Source organism: Acrocarpospora phusangensis, from assembly GCF_016862995.1.
GTDB classification, from domain to species: domain Bacteria; phylum Actinomycetota; class Actinomycetes; order Streptosporangiales; family Streptosporangiaceae; genus Acrocarpospora; species Acrocarpospora phusangensis.
This window is the reverse complement of the sequence record NZ_BOOA01000113.1, coordinates 1-22228: the sequence shown is the minus strand read 5'-3', so window position 1 is coordinate 22228 and position 22228 is coordinate 1. Positions and strand designations below refer to the sequence as shown.

The 22228-nt window shown below is 70.9% G+C and carries 16 protein-coding genes; 7 read left to right on the top strand and 9 right to left on the bottom strand.

Annotated features, from left to right (window positions below):
* Together Aph01nite_RS37435 and Aph01nite_RS37430 are read right to left on the bottom strand one after the other, a co-directional pair.
* A partial coding sequence (locus Aph01nite_RS37435) for a glycoside hydrolase family 10 protein (RefSeq protein ID WP_204045823.1) occupies positions 1-1105 on the bottom strand: 1105 nt, incomplete at its 3' end.
* A gap of 228 nt (positions 1106-1333) precedes the next feature.
* Positions 1334-2806 (bottom strand): NCS2 family permease, encoded by a 1473-nt coding sequence (locus Aph01nite_RS37430; protein ID WP_204045822.1) that lies wholly within the window; start codon positions 2804-2806, stop codon positions 1334-1336.
* A 125-nt stretch (positions 2807-2931) separates the two neighbouring features.
* On the opposite strand from Aph01nite_RS37430, the gene Aph01nite_RS37425 reads away from it, so the two are divergent.
* Entirely contained in the window at positions 2932-3168 is a 237-nt protein-coding gene (locus Aph01nite_RS37425; RefSeq protein ID WP_204045821.1) for a DUF2530 domain-containing protein, read from the top strand.
* A 126-nt stretch (positions 3169-3294) separates the two neighbouring features.
* On the opposite strand, the gene Aph01nite_RS37420 is transcribed toward Aph01nite_RS37425, so the two are convergent.
* The 3 genes from Aph01nite_RS37420 to Aph01nite_RS37410 all read right to left on the bottom strand — a co-directional run bounded on the left by Aph01nite_RS37420 (position 3295) and on the right by Aph01nite_RS37410 (position 8205).
* A complete protein-coding gene (locus tag Aph01nite_RS37420; RefSeq protein ID WP_204045820.1) occupies positions 3295-4041 on the bottom strand; it encodes an SAM-dependent methyltransferase in 747 nt (248 codons plus the stop codon).
* Positions 4042-4180: 139 nt separating this feature from the next.
* The gene (locus Aph01nite_RS37415; protein ID WP_204045819.1) at positions 4181-7282 is read right to left on the bottom strand and encodes a sacsin N-terminal ATP-binding-like domain-containing protein; all 3102 of its coding nucleotides are present in this window, start codon (positions 7280-7282) and stop codon (positions 4181-4183) included.
* Between the two features lie 101 nt (positions 7283-7383).
* The gene (locus tag Aph01nite_RS37410) at positions 7384-8205 is read right to left on the bottom strand and encodes a DUF3027 domain-containing protein (RefSeq protein WP_204045818.1); all 822 of its coding nucleotides are present in this window, start codon (positions 8203-8205) and stop codon (positions 7384-7386) included.
* Positions 8206-8390: 185 nt separating this feature from the next.
* On the opposite strand from Aph01nite_RS37410, the gene Aph01nite_RS37405 reads away from it, so the two are divergent.
* Positions 8391-9698 (top strand): MFS transporter, encoded by a 1308-nt coding sequence (locus Aph01nite_RS37405; protein ID WP_239162271.1) that lies wholly within the window; start codon positions 8391-8393, stop codon positions 9696-9698.
* Positions 9699-9708: 10 nt separating this feature from the next.
* Here the strand turns inward: Aph01nite_RS37405 and Aph01nite_RS37400 are convergent, their stop codons facing one another.
* Positions 9709-10107 (bottom strand): cold-shock protein, encoded by a 399-nt coding sequence (locus Aph01nite_RS37400; protein WP_204045816.1) that lies wholly within the window; start codon positions 10105-10107, stop codon positions 9709-9711.
* A 330-nt stretch (positions 10108-10437) separates the two neighbouring features.
* On the opposite strand from Aph01nite_RS37400, the gene Aph01nite_RS37395 reads away from it, so the two are divergent.
* Positions 10438-11058, top strand: a complete 621-nt coding sequence (locus Aph01nite_RS37395) for a TetR/AcrR family transcriptional regulator (RefSeq protein WP_204045815.1) — start codon at positions 10438-10440, stop codon at positions 11056-11058.
* Between the two features lies 1 nt (position 11059).
* On the opposite strand, the gene Aph01nite_RS37390 is transcribed toward Aph01nite_RS37395, so the two are convergent.
* The gene (locus Aph01nite_RS37390) at positions 11060-11920 is read right to left on the bottom strand and encodes a hypothetical protein (RefSeq protein WP_204045814.1); all 861 of its coding nucleotides are present in this window, start codon (positions 11918-11920) and stop codon (positions 11060-11062) included.
* Between the two features lie 82 nt (positions 11921-12002).
* On the opposite strand from Aph01nite_RS37390, the gene Aph01nite_RS37385 reads away from it, so the two are divergent.
* Both Aph01nite_RS37385 and Aph01nite_RS37380 read left to right on the top strand, forming a co-directional pair.
* Positions 12003-14360 carry a helicase-associated domain-containing protein gene (locus tag Aph01nite_RS37385; protein WP_204045813.1) on the top strand — a complete coding sequence of 786 codons (2358 nt, stop codon included), beginning with the start codon at positions 12003-12005 and terminating at the stop codon, positions 14358-14360.
* 293 nt (positions 14361-14653) lie between these two features.
* Positions 14654-16294 (top strand): DNA repair helicase XPB, encoded by a 1641-nt coding sequence (locus tag Aph01nite_RS37380; RefSeq protein WP_204045812.1) that lies wholly within the window; start codon positions 14654-14656, stop codon positions 16292-16294.
* A gap of 230 nt (positions 16295-16524) precedes the next feature.
* On the opposite strand, the gene Aph01nite_RS37375 is transcribed toward Aph01nite_RS37380, so the two are convergent.
* Positions 16525-16830, bottom strand: a complete 306-nt coding sequence (locus tag Aph01nite_RS37375) for a hypothetical protein (protein ID WP_204045811.1) — start codon at positions 16828-16830, stop codon at positions 16525-16527.
* Between the two features lie 159 nt (positions 16831-16989).
* Between Aph01nite_RS37375 and Aph01nite_RS37370 the strand changes: the two genes are divergently transcribed.
* Positions 16990-19017 (top strand): HelD family protein, encoded by a 2028-nt coding sequence (locus Aph01nite_RS37370; protein WP_204045810.1) that lies wholly within the window; start codon positions 16990-16992, stop codon positions 19015-19017.
* 50 nt (positions 19018-19067) lie between these two features.
* Here the strand turns inward: Aph01nite_RS37370 and Aph01nite_RS37365 are convergent, their stop codons facing one another.
* On the bottom strand, positions 19068-21515 hold the full coding sequence (locus Aph01nite_RS37365) for a DUF8508 domain-containing protein (protein WP_239162270.1): 2448 nt from the start codon (positions 21513-21515) through the stop codon (positions 19068-19070).
* A 189-nt stretch (positions 21516-21704) separates the two neighbouring features.
* Here Aph01nite_RS37365 and Aph01nite_RS37360 point away from each other — a divergent pair, with 189 nt between their 5' ends.
* Positions 21705-22130, top strand: a complete 426-nt coding sequence (locus Aph01nite_RS37360; protein ID WP_239162269.1) for a GNAT family N-acetyltransferase — start codon at positions 21705-21707, stop codon at positions 22128-22130.
* The last annotated feature ends 98 nt before the right edge of the window (positions 22131-22228 follow it).

The window sequence follows — 22228 nt, the reverse complement described above, 5'->3', positions numbered from 1 at the left end:
CTGTCACGTTCGACGCGGTTGGCGTCCCTGGTGTGGTCGGCGGTGTCGTGTCGGACGGTGTGCCGCCGTCGAGCGCGTTGTGGACCGCCGTGTACGCCGGCTTCTGCGCGTAGTTGTTGTCGTAGATCAGGCCGCAGCACTCGCTGGGGAAGGTGTCCGGAATCCAGGAGTACCGGTCGGTGAAGCCCCAGATCGTCACGCCGGCGCAGGCGGTGACCGCGTTACAGGCGTTGATGACGTTCGTGTAGTACTGGGCCTGCGTGGTGTCCTTCTGAGCGTTCCGCGGGTTCTGCATGCGGATGTCCAGCTCAGTGATCCGTACCTGGACGCCCAGGTTGGCGAAACGCTGCAGGTTCTGCTGGATGTCGTTCGGGAAGCCGAATTGGATGGCCAGGTGCGACTGGAAGCCCACGCAGTCGACCGGCACGTTCTGGGAACGCAGCGACTGCACCAGGTTGAACATCGCGGTGCTCTTGGCGTTGATGCCCTCGACGTTGTAGTCGTTGATGCACAGGCGCGCGTTGGGGTCGGCGGCGCGCGCGGCGCGGAAGGCGTCGGCGATGAAGCTCTGGCCCAGCGTGTTGAACCAGAACGACTGCCGGAAGGTGCCGTCCTCGTTGAACACCTCGTTCACCACGTCCCAGGAGACCACGGTCGCGTTGTTCGCGTAGCGGCCGACGACGGTGGCGATGTGCTCGTTCATCGCGGCGCGCATGTTGGTGGCGTTCAGACCCTGCACCCAGCCGGGAGTCTGGCTGTGCCACACGAGCGTGTGCCCGTGCACCTGCTGGTTGTTCTGCGTGGCAAAGTTGACGATCTGGTCGGCCCCGGAGAACGAGTACTGGTTGTCGTTCGGCTCGGTGGCATCCCACTTCATCGCGTTCTCGGCCGTGACCTGGTTGAACTCGGTGGCCGCGATATTCCGGTAGGTCGTCTCGTTGGCGAGCGGGCCGGTCGCCAGCGCGGCGCCGATGAACTTACCCCGTTCGGCGGCATGCGTGCGGAGTGGCCCATCCGCTTGAGCGGGGGTGGCGACGAGCACGCTGGCCGCAGCCGACGCGACCGCGCAGACCACGGCTAGAGATCGCCATTTCAAGGAAGGCACAGGATCTCCTTTTCCGAAAGTTTTCGATAGCTTTCGTGTTGTCCACGGAGGCTAAAATTGCCCGGAAAAGGGGTCAATGCCCTGGCTGAACCGACTGCGCTATGCTGGCCTTACCCTATTAAATATCGGTGGTCCCCTGAAACTTTCAGTCACCCGCGGGTAACAAGTGTTACAGACAGGAGGCCCCGCGGCCGCAGCCGCGAGGCCCCCATCCCTCTCGCGTGACGCTCAGAGCCCAAGAAGAATCTTGATCGGCCCCAGGGCGAAGTACACGACGAACAGCGCGGTCACCGTCCACAGCAGCGGGTGGATCTCGCCCGCCTTACCCTTCACCGCCTTGATCAGCACGTACGCGATGAAGCCCGCGCCGATCCCGTTGGCGATGGAGTACGTGAACGGCATCAGCACGATGGTGAGGAACGCCGGGATGGCGATCTCGAAGTCGGTGAAGTCGATCTCCCGGATCGAGGTCATCATCAGGAAGCCCACCACGACCAGCGCCGGTGCCGCGGCCTCGTACGGAACCACCGCGACCAGCGGGGCCAGGAACATCGTCAGCAGGAACAGCACCCCGGTGACCACGCTGGCCAGACCGGTACGGGCCCCCTCGCCCACGCCGGCCGCCGACTCGATGTAGGTGGTGTTGGAGGACACGGACCCCGCGCCACCGGCCGCCGCGGCGACCGAGTCGACCAGCAGGATCTCGCGGGTCCTGGGCAGCGTGCCGTCCTCCGCGATCAGGTCGGCCTGCTTGCCGACGCCCACGATGGTCCCCATCGTGTCGAAGAAGTCGGTGATCAGCAGCGTGAAGACCAGCAGGATCGCCAGCACGACGGAGATCTTGGAGAACGCGCCGAACAGGCTGAACTGCCCGATCAGGCCGAGGCTCGGGATGTCCACGATGTCGCCGAGGGACGGCAGCGCCGGCACGTTGAGGCCCCAGCCCTGCGGGTTCGGCTGGCCGTTGACCAGCGACGGGCCCGCCTTGGCGATCGCCTCCACGATGATCGCGAAGATGGTGGTGGCCACGATGCCGATCAGGATCGCGCCCTTCACCTTGCGGGCCACCAGTAGCGCGGTGGCCAGCAGGCCGACCACGAAGACCAGGATCGGCCAGCTGGTCAGCCCGCCCCCGATGCCGAGCTCGATCGGCGGGGCCGGTGCGGCGGTCTTGCGGACGAAGCCCGCGTCCACGAAACCGATCAACGCGATGAACAGGCCGATGCCGACCGAGATGGCCGTCTTCAGGCTGCTGGGGATGGCGTGGAAGACGGCTGTCCGGAATCCGGTCAGCACCAGCAACAGGATGACCAGACCTTCCAGGACGACCAGGCCCATCGCGTCTTCCCACGACATCTGGGACGCGATGCCGTACGTCACGAAGGCGTTCAGGCCGAGGCCGGCGGCGAGCGCGAACGGGACGTTGGCCACGACGCCCATCAGGATGGTCAGCAAGCCGGCCACGAAGGCGGTGGCCACGGCGACCAAGGGGATGTTGGGGACGCTGCCGTCGCCGAGGAACTGGCCGTCCGCGTCCTTGACCGTGCCGATGATGATCGGGTTCAGGACGACGATGTAGGCCATGGTGAAGAACGTGGCGAAACCGCCGCGGACCTCGGTTCCGACCGTCGAGCCACGGTCGGAGATCTTGAAGTACTTATCGAGAAAACTGGCGCTTTGAGGGGTTTGGGTGACACTCACGCGCGCAGAGTGACACCCATTACCAGCTGCGAAAAGACCCAGGCCGCCGAAGTGATTCTTTCGTGATCGATTCGTGTACGGCCCGCGCCCATACACCCGTTGACCTGGTCGCCTAGGCTGATCGGATGAAGCCGCCGCGCAAACCGGACCCGGAGCCGCTCCAGACCAACGACAGCGCCACCATCCTCGTCGGCATCGGCCTCTGGGCCGTCGCCCTCGTGGTCCTCCTGATCATCCGCCCGGCCCAGGGCTGGTGGATCTGGACCTGTGTGGCCGGCATCGGCCTCGGCGGCTTCGGCCTCGTCTACGTCCATCGCCGCAACCGCAGAGAACAGGTGCAATCCAGCGACGTCACGAAATAGGGTCGCTCGCGCATCCCAGCCCAGGTTCCTGGGGATTCTCGCCGTTATCCGGCGCGCGGGTGACAGTTCGCGCCGCACCGGCGCCAAGAGCGACCGGTCCCTTCGGTCAGGGCCCGAACCCTGGTATCACGGTGCTGTCGTGTCCTTGAGGAGCAGGGTGACGAAGCCGAGGACGCCTCGGTAGCCGTTGAGCCACATGTTCCGGTGGTCGAGGGCGGCCTCTCTGGCCGCGTCGCCGTCCGGGCCGGGGTGTTCGTGCGCCCAGCGCAGGAGGGAACCGGTCCACGACCACTCGTACTCGTCCCATTCGGCGATTTCGCTGGTGTGGGCGTAGATCGTGGCGAAGCCGGCGGTCTCGGCGCGGGCCACCGTGGCGGCGAGGTCGCCGTACTCGTCGGGTTCCGCGCCCAGGAGGGTGAGCACGTCCGCGCCGGGCGGGGTCTCCCAGAAGCCTTCGCCGACGAGCGCGAGACCGCCCGGTTTCACGAATCGCCTGATCGCTTCGACGGTCGCCGTCAGCCCGCCGAACGCGTGGGTCGCGCCCACGCAGAGCACCAGGTCGTAGCCCGAGCCGTCGAAATCGTCCGCCGGGGACTGGTGGAAGCGGACGTGATCCGCCAGGCCCAGGGCCTTCGCCGCCTCGGCCGCCGAGGCCAGTCCCTCCGGGGAGATGTCCACCCCGTCGGCGGTCGCGTCCGGGTAGAGCGAGAGCGCCCGCAGGATCCAGACCCCTTCACCGCACCCCAGGTCGAGAATCCGCGCCCGCGCGGGCAGCTTCGCCCGGACGAGCAGGTTGTCGAGATTCGCCTCGGTGATCGGTGCCGCGATCTGGTGGTCGGAATGGGCGATATGGCTGATGAGCTGACGATTCATGCGCCCACTCTCACGGAACAGCCCGTCGCCCCGCCAACCAATATCGGCCACCCGACGGCCCTCAACCGCCCGGTCTTCGGAGCCCCCACCACCTGACCTCAGCTGACCACACCGGACCCGGCTGCTACCGGACCCGGTCTCAGCTGTCCAGGTCGGCCTCGGCGAGCAGCAGCGGAACCCGCTCGGGGTCGCGGAGCAGCGCCGCGACCGCCAGCCGGTCCCCCCACTGACCGGCCGCCCACGCCAGCCCGCGAGCCAGTCCCTCGATGCCGGACGCGTGCACCTTGCCGTCGAAGAAACGCCACGGCACCGGACGTCCGTCGACGAGGAGTTCCTCGTGCTCGACGTACGTAGCGGGAGCGGTCGGAAGGAGGGTGTGGACCTGGGGCGGAACCGGACGTTCCGCACCCGTCGAGGTGACGTCACCGGTGACGATCTCGCCCACCAGGGGCAGATCGAGCACTTCGGACAGGGCCTCGGCCAGGTCGAAGGAAGCCAGCACCAGAGGCCGGTCGGCCACCAGGGCCAGCAGGTCGGGAGCCTCGACGATCACCGGCTCCCCCACCGGCTCCGACCGCGAGTCCACGCCGAGCACGCGACCGTCCTCCGCGTCGGCCACCACGATCACGCCCTGCAGGATCGACCGCACGGCGGACGGCGGCCGGACCCGGGCGGGGTCCACCCCGGCGATGGCCATCCAGAGCGCCCGCAACTGGGGACGGTCGAGTTCGACGGCCGGGTCAGCCATCAGGTCGAGCAGCTCCTCGGGTCCGCCGTGCGAGGCCAGCAGCTCCGCCAGCGTGGAGCGCACGCCGATCATGGTCAGCGCGGTCTCGTCCAAGTCGGCGGGCGCGTCGCCGTACAGGCCGAAGAGGAGGGGGTCGCCGGAGGGCAGGCGCAGGGACGTGGGGGTCTTGCCGCCGAGGACCGGGTGCCGGGAGAGCCACCAGGCCGTGTACGACGGGACCTCGACGACCTCGCCCGCGACCAGGACTCGCAGGGGCAGCAGGGCGGCGCGCAGCGGGGGCCGGGACAGCAGGGCGAGGGCGGCCGGCCAGTCGGCGACATACTCCAGGTCGCGCACGGCGGTGAACTCGCGGGCCACCGGCGGCACGTCGAACTCGGGCAGCAGGTCCAGGATCGCGTCCAGCCACTCGTCCTCGCGGTCGAGGTCGTGGTCGCACTCGTCCGGGTCCAGCAGCACGTCGGAGTCGTTGACCACGGCGAACCCGTCCAGCACACCGGCGGCGGCGAGGACGCGGGAGCCGTACTTCTCCACCAGGTCGGGCGCGGCGAAGGGCGCCTCCAGATCGATGAGCTTGGCCAGGTCGCCGCCTTCCAGCAGCAACTCGCCCGCCGTGTAGACCGCGCCGTCGGCGCCGCGCAGGGCCAGCTCGGCCAGCCAGGGCGCCTCACCGGCCGACAGCCCGGCCGCGTCCACCAGCGCGAGCACGGCCTGCGCGACCGGCTCCGGGTCCGCGCTGCCGGCCGACTCGGTCACGGCCGCGTGCGTGAGCGGATCCTCCAGGACGGTGCGCGGCGTGGCCTCGCCCGCGCCCAGCCGGAGCAGCAGCGGGTGCGCCGCGTCGGGATGCACGATGCGCAGGCCCAGCGGCGCGAGCGCGGCCGGGTCGAGCCCGCCCTCGGTCAGCAGCAGGGTTCCGCGCGCGCCCCGGACCAGGCGGCCGTCCGCGAGCGGCACCGCCACGGCCGCGATGGCCTCCGGGTCGTCGGCGGGCAGCACCTCGTACAGCGAGCGCCACCAGGAGGGCGGCCGTTCGGCGATCTCGTCCCCGGACAGCATGTCGATGACGTCGGCCAGTTCCACGCGGCGCACGCCCAGCGTGGTCAGCGCCGGATGCCGCGACGGCCATCCGGCGGGCAGCAGGCCGGGGACCATGTCGGCGACCCGCTCCAGGAACTCGCCCGCTCCCGCGACCGCCCGGGCGTCCCGGCCGGCCACGAACTCCCCGGCGGTCTCCTCCACCAGCTGGAACATGCGCTGGTACGCGTCGCCCTCGGCGGGCAGGTCCGTGTCCCAGCGACGGTTCAGCGTGGCCAGGAACCGGTCCTCGCCCTCCGGGTCCTCCGGTGCGGACAGGGCGGGCAGCAACGGCGCGCCGGGCAGCAGCGAGATGATCTCCCGCCGGATCGTGGCGTCCAGTTCCCCCTTGCCGATCATGCCGGGGACCAGGTCGAGCAGCCGGGGCGTGCGCGGCAGCTGCCGCAGCAGCAGCACGTAGAGCTCGGCGGCCCGCCGGATCAGGAACTCGGTCAGCGGGCCGGTCGCCACATGCCGCCGGTCGGTGGCCAGCGGGAACGTGGCGATCAGCAGCGCGGGCAGGTCCAGCGGCTCCTCGCTGGGCGTCGGCGCGTGGATGACGGCGGGCACGTCCCGCGGCAGCGCCTTCGGCTCCCCGCCCGCCACCGGGACCGCCCAGCGGACCTGCCAGAACGGGCGGGCGCGCTCCTCGGTCGGACGGTCGGCGAACAGTTCGGCGATCTGCTCGGGGGTGAAGGCGCCGGAGGCGGTGATCACGTGCCAGCCGTCGGCGGTGACCGTGCGGACCTCGCCGTCGATCTCGATCTCGATCACGGACAGGGCGGGCATCACCAGCGGCAGGGCCGGGCTGGTCTCCTCCAGCATCTGCCGGACGGCCTGCTCGGCGACCTTGTCGCGGAGCGGCAGCCGGACAACCGTCTCGAACCCCTCGGGGACGGACACGGCTTCCATCGGGAACGGAAGGCGCAGCAGCGGGACATGCCCGGCGCGTTCGGCGAGTTCGCCGCCGAGGGCGGGCTGGGCGGCGACCAGGGCGCTGGTCTCCTCGCGGGACCAGCGCACGCCGCCGGTCGAGCGGGAGTACACCGACGGCGAATCGCAGACCGAGACGACGGCGGCGAAACCCACACCGAAACGGCCGGCCGCGCCGATCTCATCCCGTTTCGCCGAGACCCGCAGGGTGGACAGGCCCTCGACCCCGGCCGCGTCCAGCGGCGCGCCGGTATTGGCCGCCTCCAGCACGCCGTCGCGCAGGGACAGCCGCAACCTGCCGGGCGCCCCGGCCCGCAGGGCGGCGTCGGCCGCGTTCTGGGCGAGTTCGACGATCAGCCGGTCGCGGTAGCCGCCGAGCGCGAAATCCTCCTCCGCGTTGGCGTCCTCCCGGAACCGGGCGGGTGAGGCCGCCCAGGCGGCGAGAACGGTCTCGCGCAGGCGCGCGGTGTTGGAGAAGTCGTTCATCTCACGCTCTCGGGAGGGGGCTGGCTGACACGGCGAACGTAGGGTAGCGCCCCTGCCCGACATTCCACGCCTCAGCCGAGATCTTCGCTAAGGACGGGCGGTCAGTCCTGCGATTCGCCCGGCTCCTCGGGGATTTCGCCGGAGATTTCCGGCACTTCGGCGGTCTCGTCGGCGGGCATCAGGTCGTAGCCGAGATCGTCCAGGATCGGCTGGGCCTGGTCCGGCGTCATGGACGGCACCGTCGTGGCCTCGGAGTGGGCGCCGCAGCCGTGGTCGGCGGCGACCACGCGGCCGTCGTCCGGCGCGTACTCATTGGCGCAGACGCCGAAGCCCAGGCGGAGGGCGCCGGCGAGCGGCCAGTAGAAGCCGCAGGTCGAGCACTGCGCGGGGGCCGCGGCGGCGAGCGGCGTGTCGGGGCCGGGGTCGCCGTTGTGCCACCGCTGGACGGCCAGGTCACGCCCGAGCGCGGAGAGCACCCGGGCCCGGCCCAGACCGTACTCAAAGATCATTTGGTGGTCGGTGTCGTCGTCGGTCTCGGTGAAGCCCGGGGCCAGCCGGTCGTCGTCGGCCTCGGCCGGCAGCAGGTCGCCCACGCCCAGGTCGCCGGGGCGCAGCCGCTGGTTCCACGGCACCCAGGTGGGCGCGAGCAGCGCGCCGCCGCCGGGCAGCAGCACCGTCTCGCTGATCGTGACGTTCCTGGCGCGGGAGGCGCGGGCCACGGTGACCGCCCAGCGCCAGCCCCGGTAGGCCCGGTCCAGGCAGGCGAAGTAGTGGGTGACGAGCCGGTCGCCCTCGCTGTCGTAGCCCAGATGCTCGCCCACCTCGCCGGGTCTGGCGATCTCCTCGGCGCCCTGCCTGGCCAGGTCGACGGCGGCAGCGCAGGCCTGGTCGGCTGCCGTGCTTCTGATCCGGGTACGACTCACACTTTATTTTCACCCACGCCAGGAGCGGACAGCACCGGACTCGGTCGGTAAGACTGGATTTTCAACGTACGGGGAAGGGAGCGTCGCCTGTGGCGGGTGCTTGGGATCGTGTTCGGCGTGCAGGTCGGGGGACCGCACGCGCGAGCCGTACAGCCGCGGGAGCGACGGTCAGAGCGGGACAGTCGGTGGCGAGGGGCGGGCGCCGGGTGGGGCGGGCGACCCGGCGGCTGACCTACGCGCAGGGCGCGGGGCGCACCGGGCTGGGGCGGCTGATCGAGTTGACGGCGGCGCACAGCGCGGGGGACGCGTTCATCACGGTCTCCCTGGCCGGGGCGCTGTTCTTCGGGCTGCCGGTCGGCCAGGCGCGCGGCCAGGTCGCGCTCTATCTGCTGATCACGATGGTGCCGTTCACGGTGGTCGCCCCTTTTGTGGGCCCGGTGCTCGACCGGTTCCGCTCGGGCCGGCGCTACGTCATGGCCGGCACCCTCTTCGCCCGCGGCCTGCTCTGCTGGGGCATGGCGTCCTCCGTCGTGTACGGCGACACGCTGTCGCTGTTCCCCGCCGCCCTGGCCGTGCTCGTGCTGTCCAAGGCGTACAACGTCTCCCGTGCGGCGATCATGCCGAGCGTGCTCCCCGCCGACATCACGCTGGTCACCGCCAACGCCAGAGTCGCCCTGTTCGCCCTGGTGGCGGCGGGCGGCTCGGCGGCGGCCGCGGCCGGTCTGACCGCCTGGATCGGTGCGGAATGGGTGCTGCGCGGCGCGATGGCGCTCTTCCTGATCTGCGGCGTCGTCGCGGTACGGCTCCCGCGCCACGTCGACTCCCCCGAACCGGAGGAGGAGACCCCGGCCCCCGGCTGGCGCACCTGGTTCCAGGTCGGCCCGGTGGTCGCCGAGGCGATGCGGGCCAACGCCGCCATCCGCGTCCAGGCCGGGTTCCTGGTGTTCTTCCTGCTCTTCCTGGTCCAGGACAAGCACCTGCCGGGCCTGGCGCCGGAGATCACCATCGGCCTGCTGGCGGCCGCGGCGGGCGGCGGCGGCCTGATGGGCGCGGCCGTGGCCTCCTGGGCGCGCTCGCACTCGCCGCAGCTGATCGTGCTGGCCACGCTGGCGCTGACCACGATCATCACGATCGTGGCCGCCTTCTACTTCACCCTGTGGACGGCCGTCGCGGTGGCCCTGGTCGGCGCGTTCGCGCAGGGGCTGGGCAAGCTGGCGCTGGACGCCATCGTGCAGCGGGAGATCGGCGAGGAGGTGCTCTCCTCCACCTTCGGCGTGGTCGAGGCGCTGCTGCAGATCGCCTGGGTGTTCGGCGGGCTGATCGGGCTCATGCTGTCGCTGTTCGCGCGCGGCCCGGCCGGCTTCACGGTGATGGCCGTGGTGCTGGGCCTGTCCCTCGCCTGGCTGCTGGCGGGCAGGCGCAGGCGGCTCCGCGCCCAGCCGGTACGGCGTCCCGGACCGACGGACACGAAGCCGCTGCCGAACACGTACTGAGACGTCCGGACTAGCCGTCGATGTCGTCGGCGACCGCCCGCAGCACGCTCGCCACCTTCTTGGCGTGCGCCGGGTCGGGCTGCTTGCCCTTCTGGTACGACGTGGAGATGTCGTCCAGCAGCTTGATCAGGTCTTCGACGATGACGACCATCTCGTCCGGCTTCTTGCGCTTGCCCTTGGGCCGGGCCGTCTTGGCGAGGGTCGGCGGCTGCTCCAGGACCCGTACGGACAGGGCCTGCTGCCCGCGCCGGCCCTCCGCGACCCCGAACTCGACCTTCTGTCCTGGCTTGAGGACATCCACGCCTTTCGGCAACGCGGATGAATGCACGAAGACCTCACCGCCGTCGTCGCGGGTGAGGAAACCGAAACCTTTGGTCTCGTCGTACCACTTGACCTTGCCGCTGGGCACAGGAGTGACCTCGTTCAGACTGTCGTGAAAGGAATGGATGTAGGTTATGCCCACTGAGGCGGCATGGGACCGCCGGAACGCCTGGAAATTACGCCCGATCGGCGTCGGTGCGGCAGTCCGGAGGGTCGCCCCGGTCACCACCGTCGCGGCCGGGCTTGGCCTCGTTGACGACGTTTCCGATGTAGTGCACCCGTACAGGATGCCAAAACGGATAGGTCTGCGGGTAACCGGTTTATGGGCGAAAGCGGCCACTTATCAATGCGCCCCAGCCGGAAACATTGACGGTCTACCCTGGACCTACCTGGAACGGCGGAGGTAGGCGGCAATCCCATGAGCAGATCCACGCGTGAGCGGATCGTCGACGAGGCCCTCCGGCTGTTCGCCGAGCGGGGCTACGCGGCCACCTCGGTAGCCGAGATCGAGGCGGCCGCGGGCCTGTCGCCCGGCGCCGGCGGCCTCTACCGGCACTTCAAGTCCAAGTACGAGGTGCTCGCCGCCGCCGTGAACGAGCACGCCGCCAGGACCAGGGCCCAGATCGCCGAGACGCTCGCCGAGCTGAACGCGCAGAGCCCGGCCGTCGTCGTGGAGGAGCGGCTGGCCCACCTGTGCCGCTCCGGCCTGGCCAAGGTGCGCGACGAGAGCGAGCTCACCCGGGTCTTCTTCCGCGACCTGAGCCAGTTCCCCGAGCTGGTGAACGTGGTCCGCGAAGGGCTGCTGCAGCCGATGTTCGACTCCATCACGACCTGGTTCCGGGCCCAGCCCGAGTACCGGGACGCCGATCTGGACTGGCCCGGCATCGGCGCGGTCCTGGGCGGCGCCGTGGTCCACTACCGGCTCTTCGAGGAGACCGTCGGGGAACCCCCCGGCCGCGCCGAACGGGACCGCTTCGTGGCCTCGTGGGTACGGCTCGCGCTCGGCCTGCTCCCGGAGCGGACGGCCGCGCCCGTGTGACCTACCGCGTCACCCGCAGCGAGCGCGTGGGCGGGGGCGGCGGCGGATCGAGCAGGCGGTAGATCAGCCAGGTCACCCCGGCCGCCGTCCCGATGATGAACATGACGCCGCTGACGCCGTGGAACTCGGTCAGGAACCGGCCCACGTCGCTGCCGGCCCGGACCAGCGCGAGCCCGCCCCCGCCGAACAGGTACGCGGCGACCGGCGCGGACAGCCCCAGCAGCCGGTCGTTGAACACCCAGCCCTCGCTGGCCAGCACCACCACCGCCCCCACCGCCCAGATCAGGCCGGGCACCGGGAAGATCGCCACGGTCGGCAGCCGGAACGGCACGAGCAGGGCGGCGAAGACGAACAGGCCGAGCGCGACGGCCTCCCTGCGGTTGTTCGCGATGATCGACCAGGCGTCCTTGCCGTCGGTGGCCATCGGGTTCCCGCCCGCCATCGCGGCCTGCCGCAGCCGGGTGAACGCGGACGACCCGCGCCCGGACCGTTCCTCCAGGCGCCGGCGCGCCTCCCGCCGGTAGTGCATGACGCCCGGCGGAGTGGGGCTGGAGCGGCGGCGCGGGGGTCCCGCGTCGTCCTTGACCGTGGGGAAGGCCCGGGTCGGCGCGGGTCCGGTCTCCGCGGGTTCGGGCCCGGCCAATCGCCGGACCTCGCGCTCGACGAGCTGCTCCGGGGTGCCGAACCTGGTGAGCATCCGGGACACGGCCTTGGCGTCCTCGCTGCCGGCCCGCTCCTCGTCGATGCGCTTGCGCACGCGGCTGACGAAGTCGAGCCGCTGCTCCGGCCGCATCCGGCCGTGGGCCGTGTCCGCGACCTTGCTGACGAACTCCAGGACGAGCTGGTCGGCGCGCTCGATCACATTCGCCATACTGCCCCAGCGCCCGCCGCTACGCGACTGTTGCCGCGAAATCCTGTCAGCGGCTGCTCATACGATGGAAGCGATGAGCGAGGCGTTCACCGAGTGGCTGCGCAGCCGGACCGACGAGCAGCTGCGCGCCCTCGCCATGTCCCGCCCCGAACTGATCACGCCGGTCCCGGCGCACGTGACCGGTCTGGCCGCGCGGGCGGGCACGCCGTCGGCGCTGGGCCGCGCGCTGGACCGGCTCGACCGTTTCGCCCTCGCGGTGGCCGAGAACCTGGCCCTCGCGCCCGGCCCGCTGCGCGCGCTGCGCGACCGGCTCCGCCGATCCGGTCCCGCTCCCGCCGGCGCGGTCGATCGGGCCCTGGACGGCGCGCTGGAGCGCCTGCGGACCATGGCCCTGGTGCACGGTCCGGATTCCGATCTGCGGCTCGCGCCGGGCGTCTCAGCGGCTCTGGATCCGCCGGCCGGGCTCGGGCCGCCGATCGCCGACGTCTTCCGGCACCACGCGCCCGAGGCCGTCGAGGTCCTGCTGGAGGATCTCGGCGCTCCGGCCGACGGCGGGGTGCCGCGCGAGCGGCTGGCGCGGGTGTTCGCCGATCCGGAGCGCGTCCGGCGGCTGCTGGGGGAAATATCACCACAAGCGCGGGCGGCGCTCGACGAACTCGCCTGGGGACCGTCCAGCGGGCGGGTGCCCAACGCGCGGCGCGAGGTCCGGCCGGCCGACGCGCAGTCGCCGATCGAGGAGTTGCTGGCGCGCGGGCTGCTCGGCGCGACCGGCGAGGAGAGCGTGGCGCTCCCCCGCGAGGTCGGCCTGGTGCTGCGCGACGGGCGGCTGCACCGCGACCTGTCCCCGGTGCCGCCGCCGCTCGACGGCATCACCCGGGACCGCGACCTGGCCGACCGTACGGGCGCGGGGCAGGCGTTCGGCTTCGTCAGGTCCGCCGAGGAGCTGTGCGAGCTGTGGAGCGTGGACGCGCCGGGGGTGCTGCGCACGGGCGGGCTGGCCGTCCGGGATCTGAAACGCACGGCGCAGGCGCTGGACGTCCCCGAGTGGGCGGCGGCGTTCCTGGTGGAGATCGTGCACGCGGCCGGGCTGATCGCCTCCGGCGGGTCGATCGACGGCGAGTGGCTGCCGACCGCGGCGTACGACACCTGGCTGGTGCGCTCGACCGAGGAGCGGTGGGCGGCCCTGGCCTCCGCCTGGCTGACCCTGGACCGGGCGCCGGGCCTCGCGGGCGGGCGCGACGAGCGGGACCGCCTGCTCAACGCCCTCCATCCCGACCTGCGCCGGTCGGCCGCGATCGAGGTGCGCGCCAAGACCCTGGCGGTCCTGGCCGGCGCCGAGCCCGGCCTGGCGCCCTCGACCGAGTCGGTGCTGGACCGCCTGGCGTGGGAACAACCCCGCCGCCGCGGCGGCCACCGGTCCGAGTTCACCGAGTTCACCCTGCGCGAGGCCGAACTCATCGGCGTGACGGGATTGGGCGCGATGTCCGGACACGGGCGGGCCCTGCTGGACGGCGGGCGCGCCGAAGCCGCCGAGGCCCTCGCGCCGCTGCTGCCCGAACCGGTCGACAAGGTCCTCCTCCAGGCCGACCTCACCGCCGTCGCCCCGGGGCCGCTCACCAGTGACCTCGGCCGCTGGCTGGCCCTCGCCGCCGACGTGGAGTCCAAGGGCGGCGCGACCGTCTACAGGTTCTCCGAAGGCTCGGTCCGGCGGGTGCTGGACGCCGGCCAGTCCGCCGAAGAGCTGCTGGCCATGCTGGAACGCCACTCCGCCACCCCGGTGCCGCAGCCGCTGAGCTACCTGGTCGGCGACGTGGCCCGCCGCCACGGCCGCCTGCGGGTGGGTACGGCGTCGGCCTACATCCGCTGCGACGACCCGGCCGTGCTGGAGGAGGTGCTGGCCGACCGGCGCTCGAACGCGCTGCGGCTGCGCCGGCTGGCCCCGACCGTGGTGGCCTCCAAGACCTCCCGGGCGACCCTGATCGACTCGCTGCGGGCCATGGGCTACGCGCCCGTCGCCGAGTCCCTGGACGGCGACGTGATGATCTCCCGGCCGGACGCCCGCAGGACCGAGAGCCCGCCGGCGCGCGCCGTCAACGGCTTCCACGGGCCTGAGCCGGAGGCCGTGGCCGCCGCCATCCGGGCCATCCGCGCGGGCGACGCCGCCCACCGGTCGCATCTCGAACGCCTGCCGGAGCCCGGCGGCGCCCTGCCCCGGTCCCCGGCCACGGCCACCATCACGGCCCTGCAGGAGGCCATCCGGCAGGGCACCCGGGTCTGGATCGGCTACCTCGACTCGCAGGGGCAGGCGACCAGCCGGATCCTCGAACCGGCTCGGATGGAGGGCGGCTACCTCACGGCGTACGACGAAACGCGGGCCGCCATCCACCGTTTCGCCCTGCACAGAATCACCGGCGTGGCGGACGTGAATTAATTCCGTTGTCCGTACGCGACTTGTCAGGCAGAGTCGTTGACGAGAGCAATCCGGAACCCTTTCCACCAAAGTCAGGAAAGGCGACTTCTCCGGAAATGGTGCTCCAACGGTATTCCGCAGACTGCCGTCAGGGGTTGGATTGGCGACTGACCCTCATGATCGGCGAGACGGGTCCACGCATGTCCTGACATGTCGTGATATGTGTGGACCCGCAGGTCGGGAGTGAGCAAAGCGGGACTCATTCCGGCCGCTCGCGTGTTGGATAGGCGGGTAAGCCGAGATGGGGAGCACCTGTGAATGACGGCCCGTTGATCGTCCAGTCCGACAAGACACTGCTGCTAGAGGTCGAACACGAGCGGGCCGACGACTGCCGCAAGGCCATCGCGCCCTTCGCCGAACTGGAGCGCGCGCCCGAGCACGTGCACACCTACCGGGTGACGCCGCTGGCGCTGTGGAACGCGCGGGCCGCCGGGCACGACGCCGAGCAGGTCATCGACGCCCTGATCAGCTACAGCCGCTACCCGGTGCCGCACGCCCTGCTCGTGGACGTGGCCGAGACCATGGCCAGGTACGGCCGCCTCAAGCTCGACAAACACCCCACCCACGGCCTAGTCCTGACCAGCACCGACCGCGCCGTGCTGGAGGAGGTGCTGCGCTCCAAGAAGATCCAGCCGATGCTCGGCGAGCGCCTCCCCGACGACACCGTGGTCGTGCACCCGAGCGAGCGCGGCAACATCAAGCAGGCCCTGCTCAAGCTGGGCTGGCCGGCCGAGGACCTGGCCGGATACGTGGACGGCGAGGCGCACCCGATCATCCTCACCGAGGAGGGCTGGGAGCTGCGCTCCTACCAGCGGGAGGCCGCCGACGCCTTCTGGCACGGCGGTTCCGGCGTGGTCGTGCTGCCCTGCGGGGCGGGCAAGACCATCGTCGGCGCGGCGGCCATGGCCCGCGCCCAGGCGACCACGCTGATCCTGGTCACCAACACGGTGAGCGTGCACCAGTGGAAGCAGGAGCTGCTCAAGCGCACCTCGCTCACCGAGGCCGAGATCGGCGAGTACACGGGCGCCAAGAAGGAGATCCGGCCGGTCACCATCGCCACCTACCAGGTCATGACGGCCAAGCGGCAGGGCGAGTACCGGCATCTGGAGCTGTTCGACGCCCGGGACTGGGGTCTGATCGTCTACGACGAGGTCCACCTGCTGCCCGCGCCGATCTTCCGGATGACCGCCGACCTGCAGGCCCGCCGCCGGGTGGGCCTCACGGCGACGCTGGTCCGCGAGGACGGCCGGGAGGGCGACGTGTTCTCCCTCATCGGCCCGAAGCGGTACGACGCGCCCTGGAAGGAGATGGAGAACCAGGGCTGGATCGCCCCCGCCGACTGCGTCGAGGTCCGGGTCACGCTCACCGACGAGGAACGCCTCGCGTACGCGATGTCCGACAACGAGGAGCGTTACCGCTTCTGCGCCACCACCCCGTCCAAGCTTCGCGTCACCGAGGCCCTGGTACGGCGCCACGCCGGCGAGCAGGTCCTGGTCATCGGCCAGTACATCGACCAGCTCGACGAACTGGCCGAGCACCTGGACGCCCCGGTCATCAAGGGCGAGACCCGCGTACGCGAACGGGAGCGCCTCTTCCAGGCCTTCCGCGACAAGGAGATCCAGGTCCTGGTGGTGTCGAAGGTGGCCAACTTCTCCATCGACCTGCCGGAGGCGGCCGTGGCCATCCAGGTGTCGGGCACGTTCGGGTCGCGGCAGGAGGAGGCGCAGCGGCTGGGGCGGGTGCTGCGGCCGAAGGCGAGCGGGGGCGGCGCGCGTTTCTATTCGGTGGTGAGCCGCGACACGGTGGACCAGGACTTCGCCGCCCATCGGCAGCGATTCCTGGCGGAGCAGGGCTACGCGTACCAGATCATCGACGCGGACGACGTCCTGAGATGACAAACCCGGCGGGGCGAACCCCGCCGGGCGACAATAGTTATGTCCACGAAATTCCGCCGGCCCGAGTCAACCGCATCACCCCCTCGCGCCTTGGCCCCCTCAGCCAAGAATTACCAGACAAGCCCGGTTCCGGGCATACCCCTATTGTCCAGCTTAATCACGCGATTTGCGCATCTTTTTCGCGCTTTTCCCATGCCGATTCAATAAGGTTTCGCAGGGTATTCGCGGGATTACTGCGCGACCATGCCCCCCACGAACAGCACCCCCTCCGCGGCCACCCACGCCACCAGCGCGAGCGGCAGCAGACCCGGCCGCCGGGTCAGCCAGGCTCCCGCCGTGGCGCTCGCGGCGACCACCGCGAACAGGCCGGAAACCGTGGAAACCATGTCGAGCCGCTGCGCGCACGCCTTGCGACTCTCCCCATCGGAGCAGAACGCCTCAAGCCCCCACCCCGCGAACACCGACAGCCCCCACAGGGCGGCGAGCAACAGGCTCGCGACCATCGGTATCACCGGCGACACCCAGGTCCGCGTCATCCCTACCAGGTACCCGGGCAAAGAAACGGCAACACCCTCGACTCGGAGAACGCCTGGTCAACGCCGCGAAAACCCAGTTGGTACGGGCCCCGCCGATGAGTAAGCTCTTGAGTTTCGCCGCCTTGGCACCGCCACCACCGACCCGACAGGAGTTCCGGCATGCCCGCCCACCAGCTGGCCCCCGACATACTCGCGGCGGAACGGGAGCATCTCGCGGTCTCCCGCGCCGCCCTGACCGCGATGCGCAGACACGCGCAGTCGCTCTCCGCCGACGCCGCCGGCGACTGGGTCTCCCAGCAGGTCCTCCAGGGCCTGCTCGACCAGCGCGTGGCCGCCCTCGCCGACCACCCCGACACCCCCCTCTTCTTCGGCCGCCTCGACCGCGGTACGGCTCCCGCCGACGAACTCCCCGGCACGCTGCACGTCGGCCGCAGGCACGTGCACGACGGCGCGGGCCAGGCCCTGGTCATCGACTGGCGCGCCCCCGTCTCCCGCGCCTTCTACCAGGCCAGCCCCGCCGACCCGATGGGCGTCGCCCGCCGGCGCCGGTTCGGTTACCAGGCCGGCGAGCTGACCGCCTTCGAGGACGAGGACCTCACCCACGGCGGCAGCCTGGGCACCTCCAAGATCCTCACCGACGAGATCGAACGCCCCCGCACCGGCCCGATGCGGGACATCGTCGCCACCATCCAGCCCGACCAGGACGAGATCGTCCGCGCCGACCTCGGCGTCACCGTCTGCGTCCAGGGCGCGCCCGGCACCGGCAAGACGGCCGTCGGGCTGCACCGCGCCGCCTACCTGCTCTTCACCCACCGCGAGAAGCTGTCCCGCTCCGGCGTCATGATCGTCGGGCCGAACCGGGCGTTCCTCTCCTACATCTCCTCGGTGCTGCCCGCCCTCGGCGAGGTCAAGGTCGACCAGAGCACCGTGGCCGGCATCCTCGGCGACCACGCCCACCCCGAGGACCCGGCGGTCGCGGCGATCAAGGGCGACGCCCGGATGGCGCCGGTGCTGCGGCGCGCCCTCTGGCTGCACGTGGTCAAGCCGGAGGAGGGCGTCCTGGTCACCCGGGGCGTCAACCGCTACCGGGTGGCCGACTACGAGGTCCGCGAGATCGTCGCCTCCCTGCGCGGCACGACCCGCTACAACCCGGGCCGTACGGCTCTGGCGCAGCGGCTGGCCCACGCGATCCTGGTCCAGATGGAGCGCCGGGGGGAGTCGCCCGACGACCGGGTGCAGGACGCCGTCGCCCGGTCCAAGTCCGTCAAGCAGGTCATCGACCAGACCTGGCCGAAGCTCACGCCGGAGCAGGTCCTGCACCGGCTGCTCAGCGACGCGGCGTTCCTGGCCAGGGCCGCCAAGTCGGACCTGACGGCGGAGGAGCAGCAGGCTCTGCTGTGGGCCAAGCCCGCCAAGTCGTTCCGGTCGGCCAAGTGGAGCGCCGCCGACGCCGCGCTCCTGGACGAGCTGGCCGACCTGATGGAACGTACGCCGTCGCACGGGCATCTGGTGGTGGACGAGGCGCAGGATCTGTCCGCGATGCAGTTGCGGGCGCTCGGGAGGCGGTGCCGTACCGGATCGGCGACGGTGCTCGGGGATCTGGCGCAGGGCACCACGCCGTGGTCGGCCCGGTCGTGGGAGACCGTGCTGCGCCACCTCGGCTTCGAGAAGGGTTCGGAGCGCTCCGGGGGGACCGAGACGGCCGTCACCGAACTCACCCTCGGCTTCCGGGTGCCGCGCGAGGTGCTCGACTACGCCGCCCGGCTGCTGCCCAGCATCGCGCCGGAGCTGGCCCCGCCGCGGTCCCTGCGCCCCGGCGCCGGCTCGCTCAGCATCCGCCAGACCGACGACCTGCCCGGCGCCCTCGCCGAGGCCGTCGGGCGGGCGCTCGCCCGCGAGGGCTCCATCGGCGTCATCGTCCCCGACGCGCTGACCGCCGAGATGTCCGCCGCCCTCGCCCTCCCCCACGAGGTCCTGACTCCCGACGCGGCCGGCGACCACCGGGTGCTGCTCATCCCGGCCACCCTCGCCAAGGGCCTGGAGTACGACCACGTGATCCTGCTGGACCCGGCTGTGATCACCGCCGCGGAACCCCAGGGCCTGGCCCGCCTGTACGTGGCTCTCACCCGGGCCGTGACCACGCTCACGATCCTGCACACCGATCCGCTGCCGCCCGAACTCCGGTAGGGACGGAGAAGCGCCCGCCCTCGGGGAGGACGGGCGCTTCTCCTATGCGATCACTGGTCCACTACCGGGCTGCCGGGAAGGCAGCGGGCGGGCAGGGGATCGATGTTGCACCCGGTGAGGATTCGGATGATCTGGGGGTCGTGGTCGCTGTCCTGGTCGGAGAACTCCGCGTTGATGTGGACGACGCCGTACGAGTAGCCCTTGATGGAGGGGCTGATCAGGATGTGGTCGAGCACCTGGGAGTTGCCGTCGAAGACGTAGCTGTAGCGCTCCTCGACGGGCAGGGTGTCGATCAGGGTCTTGAGCAGGGTCCCGTTGTCGGTGAGAGTCTGCAGGACCGGGCTGAACTGGTAGTCGTTGATGTCGCCCAGGACGACGACGCGGGCGGCGCCGCCGCTCTTGGTGGTGAGGTCCTGGACGAAGTCACGGACCTCGCCGGCCTGCTGGAGACGCTGGACCTCGGTGACGCGGTTCGGCGGCTGGACGGCCGCGGTCAGCGGGTGGTCGCCGCCCTTGGAGTTGAAGTGGTTGGCGATGACGAACAGCTGCTTGTTGCCGTCGTAGAGGAACTCGCCGACGAGCGGCTTGCGGCTGGTGCTCCAGGCGCCGCTGCCCGGGTTGATGCGGCCGGGCGAGGCGGACAGGTAGATCTGGTTGCTGGTCGGCCGCTCACGCAGCACGGTGGTGGCCGTGTTGGCGTCGCCGCCCGGACGGTCCACGAACGTCACCCGCGCGGGGTTGAACAGGAACACCTGGCGGATGTTGCCGCCGGGCGCGCCGCCGTCGGTGCCGTCGTTCGGGTCGATGGAGCGCCAGTCGTACACCGGGCCGCCCGCGGTCTGGATCGCCGCGATGAACTTCGCCACGGTCTGGTCGGCCGCGACGACGCCGTTGTTGGTGGTGCCGTTGTTGTCCTGGATCTCCTCCAGGGCGAGGATGTCGGGCTTGCCCAGGGCGTCGACGACCGCCTCGGCCAGGCGCGCGAACTTCTCGTCCGGGTTGTTGGCGGCCAGGTTCTCGACGTTGTACGTCGCGACGGACAGGTCGCCCTGCTTCTTCGGCGGGAGCACCTTCTGCCGCTTCAGGCCGCCCTCGGTGATCGCGCCGAGCTCGGTGGCCAGCAGCACGTAGCCGCCGAACGACTGGTAGTCGAGCACACCGGTGGTGCCGCCGGCCAGCGTGGAGCCGACGTTGGCGGCGGGCGCGCCGTTCAGCGCGAGGATCATCAGACGGCCGCTGTTCTGGTCGTCGTAGCCCTTGTAGATGACGCCGCCGCGCGGGGTCGGGTTCTGGGCCGGCTTGAGCGTCACCCAGAGCTCGTCGAACTCGGTGTTGACCGGGCTGATCAGACGGGTGTCCTGGGCGACGCTGATCCGCATGCCCTCGTGGATCTCCAGCCAGTCCAGCACGTACGAGGACGGCTCCAGCGGCTGGGCCTCCAGGGCGCCGCTCTTGGTGAACGCGTCGGGGAAGGCGACCGGGACCGCCGCGGGCAGCGCGTTGCCGCTGCTCAGCTTGATCGTGCTGATCGGGCCGCCCAGCTCGGTGAGCGCCTGCGAGCCGGTGGCCGGACGGAACTCGGTCACACGGCCGGTGGCCAGGACGGAGTCGCCGATGACGACCGACGGCGAGGTCGAGCCCATGAAGACGAAAATGCCCTCACTGGTCAGCGGGTCCGCGTCGGCGCTCGGGTCCTGCATCCAGTACCCGCGCGCGTTGCCCGTCGTCCGTACGGCCGTGACGATGCCGGGGACGTTCGTGACGTTCTGACCGACGATCGGGGAGATCCGGCCGGCGCCCTGGATGTCGTGGATGCGTACGCTGCCGGGGGTCGGGTCGGTGGGGCCGCCCGGGTTGTCCGCGCTGACCGTGGTGCCCGCGGTGTTGGTGGCCTTCGGCACGCCCGAGGTGAAGTCGACCGAGTTGTTGTCGGTGTCGATCATCGCGCCGCTGCGGGCGGCGGCCGTGGTGTTGGTCAGCCCGGGGGCGGCGAGCGTCTCGACGTTCGCGGTCGCGCCGTACCCGACCAGGTCCTTGACGTTCGGGGCGGTGGAGCAGCTGGTACCGCAGCCCACGAGGGGGATCTGGGCGGTGACCAGAGCCACCACGCCGGAGGTGGCCGACATCGGGATCGATCCAGTGGCGTCCGGGGTGGGCAGCGAGAGGGTGCCGCCGGCGCCCGGGGCCTGCTGGACGAGGTACCTGCCGTTGGCGGGGATGCTGCCGCTCAGGTTCGTCATCTGGAAGACGGCGCCGGCGGCCGAGGCGTACTGGACGCTCCAGCCCGAGACGTTGACGGGGCTGCCGGTGAGGTTGGCCAGCTCGATGAAGTCGTTCTTGATGGTCGCGCCCGAGTTGCCGCCACCGCCGTATACGGCCGAGATGACGACGTCGGCCGAGAGCGCGTTCGCGGGGGTGGGCAGTGTCGCCATAGTCGTCGCGAGCAGCGGCGGCAGACTCGCCGCCATGATCAGCCGACGTAATCTGGGGGATGCCACAGGAGTGTTCTCCTAGATCGGTAGATGTCTATCCAGGAGCATGGAGGTACCTGCGATCGGTTGAAAAGTAGCGTAATCGACTATTTGCCTATTTGACGGATTGTTCATTGGCTCGTTCCACAGCCACCCGGCCCGTACGGCGCTGGCCAGCGGTTACGTCGACCCACGGACGGGCGCTATGGTCCAGATGTGGATAACGAAGCCGTTATACGTCGCGGCACCGATGCCGACATTTCCGACATTCTGGACTTCTGGCTAAGGGCCGCGGAAGGGACCGATCGGCGGGACGATCCGGCGAAAGTGGTGGCGCTGATCGAGCGGGATCCGGAGGCGCTGCTGATCGCCGAGATCGACGGCGTGCTCGTGGGGACTCTGATCGCCGGGTGGGACGGCTGGCGCGCCCACCTCTACCGCCTCGCGGTGTCCCCGGAGTACCGGCGGCGGGGCATCGGTTCGGCGTTGATCGAGGCCGCCGAGAAGCGCTTCGCGACGTTCGCCGCGTTCCGCGTGGACGCCATGGTCCTGCACGACAACGACCTCGCCCACCCCGCCTGGCACGCCGCCGGTTACCGCCCCCAGCCGGAGTGGTCCCGCTGGGTCAAAGCCCTGGAATAGCCTCCCGGAGACACAAAAAGGCGGTCCCGGGAGGGACCGCCTGATCGTGGGAGGTTGGGACTTCTTTAGAAGTCCATGTCCCCGCCGCCGGGCATGCC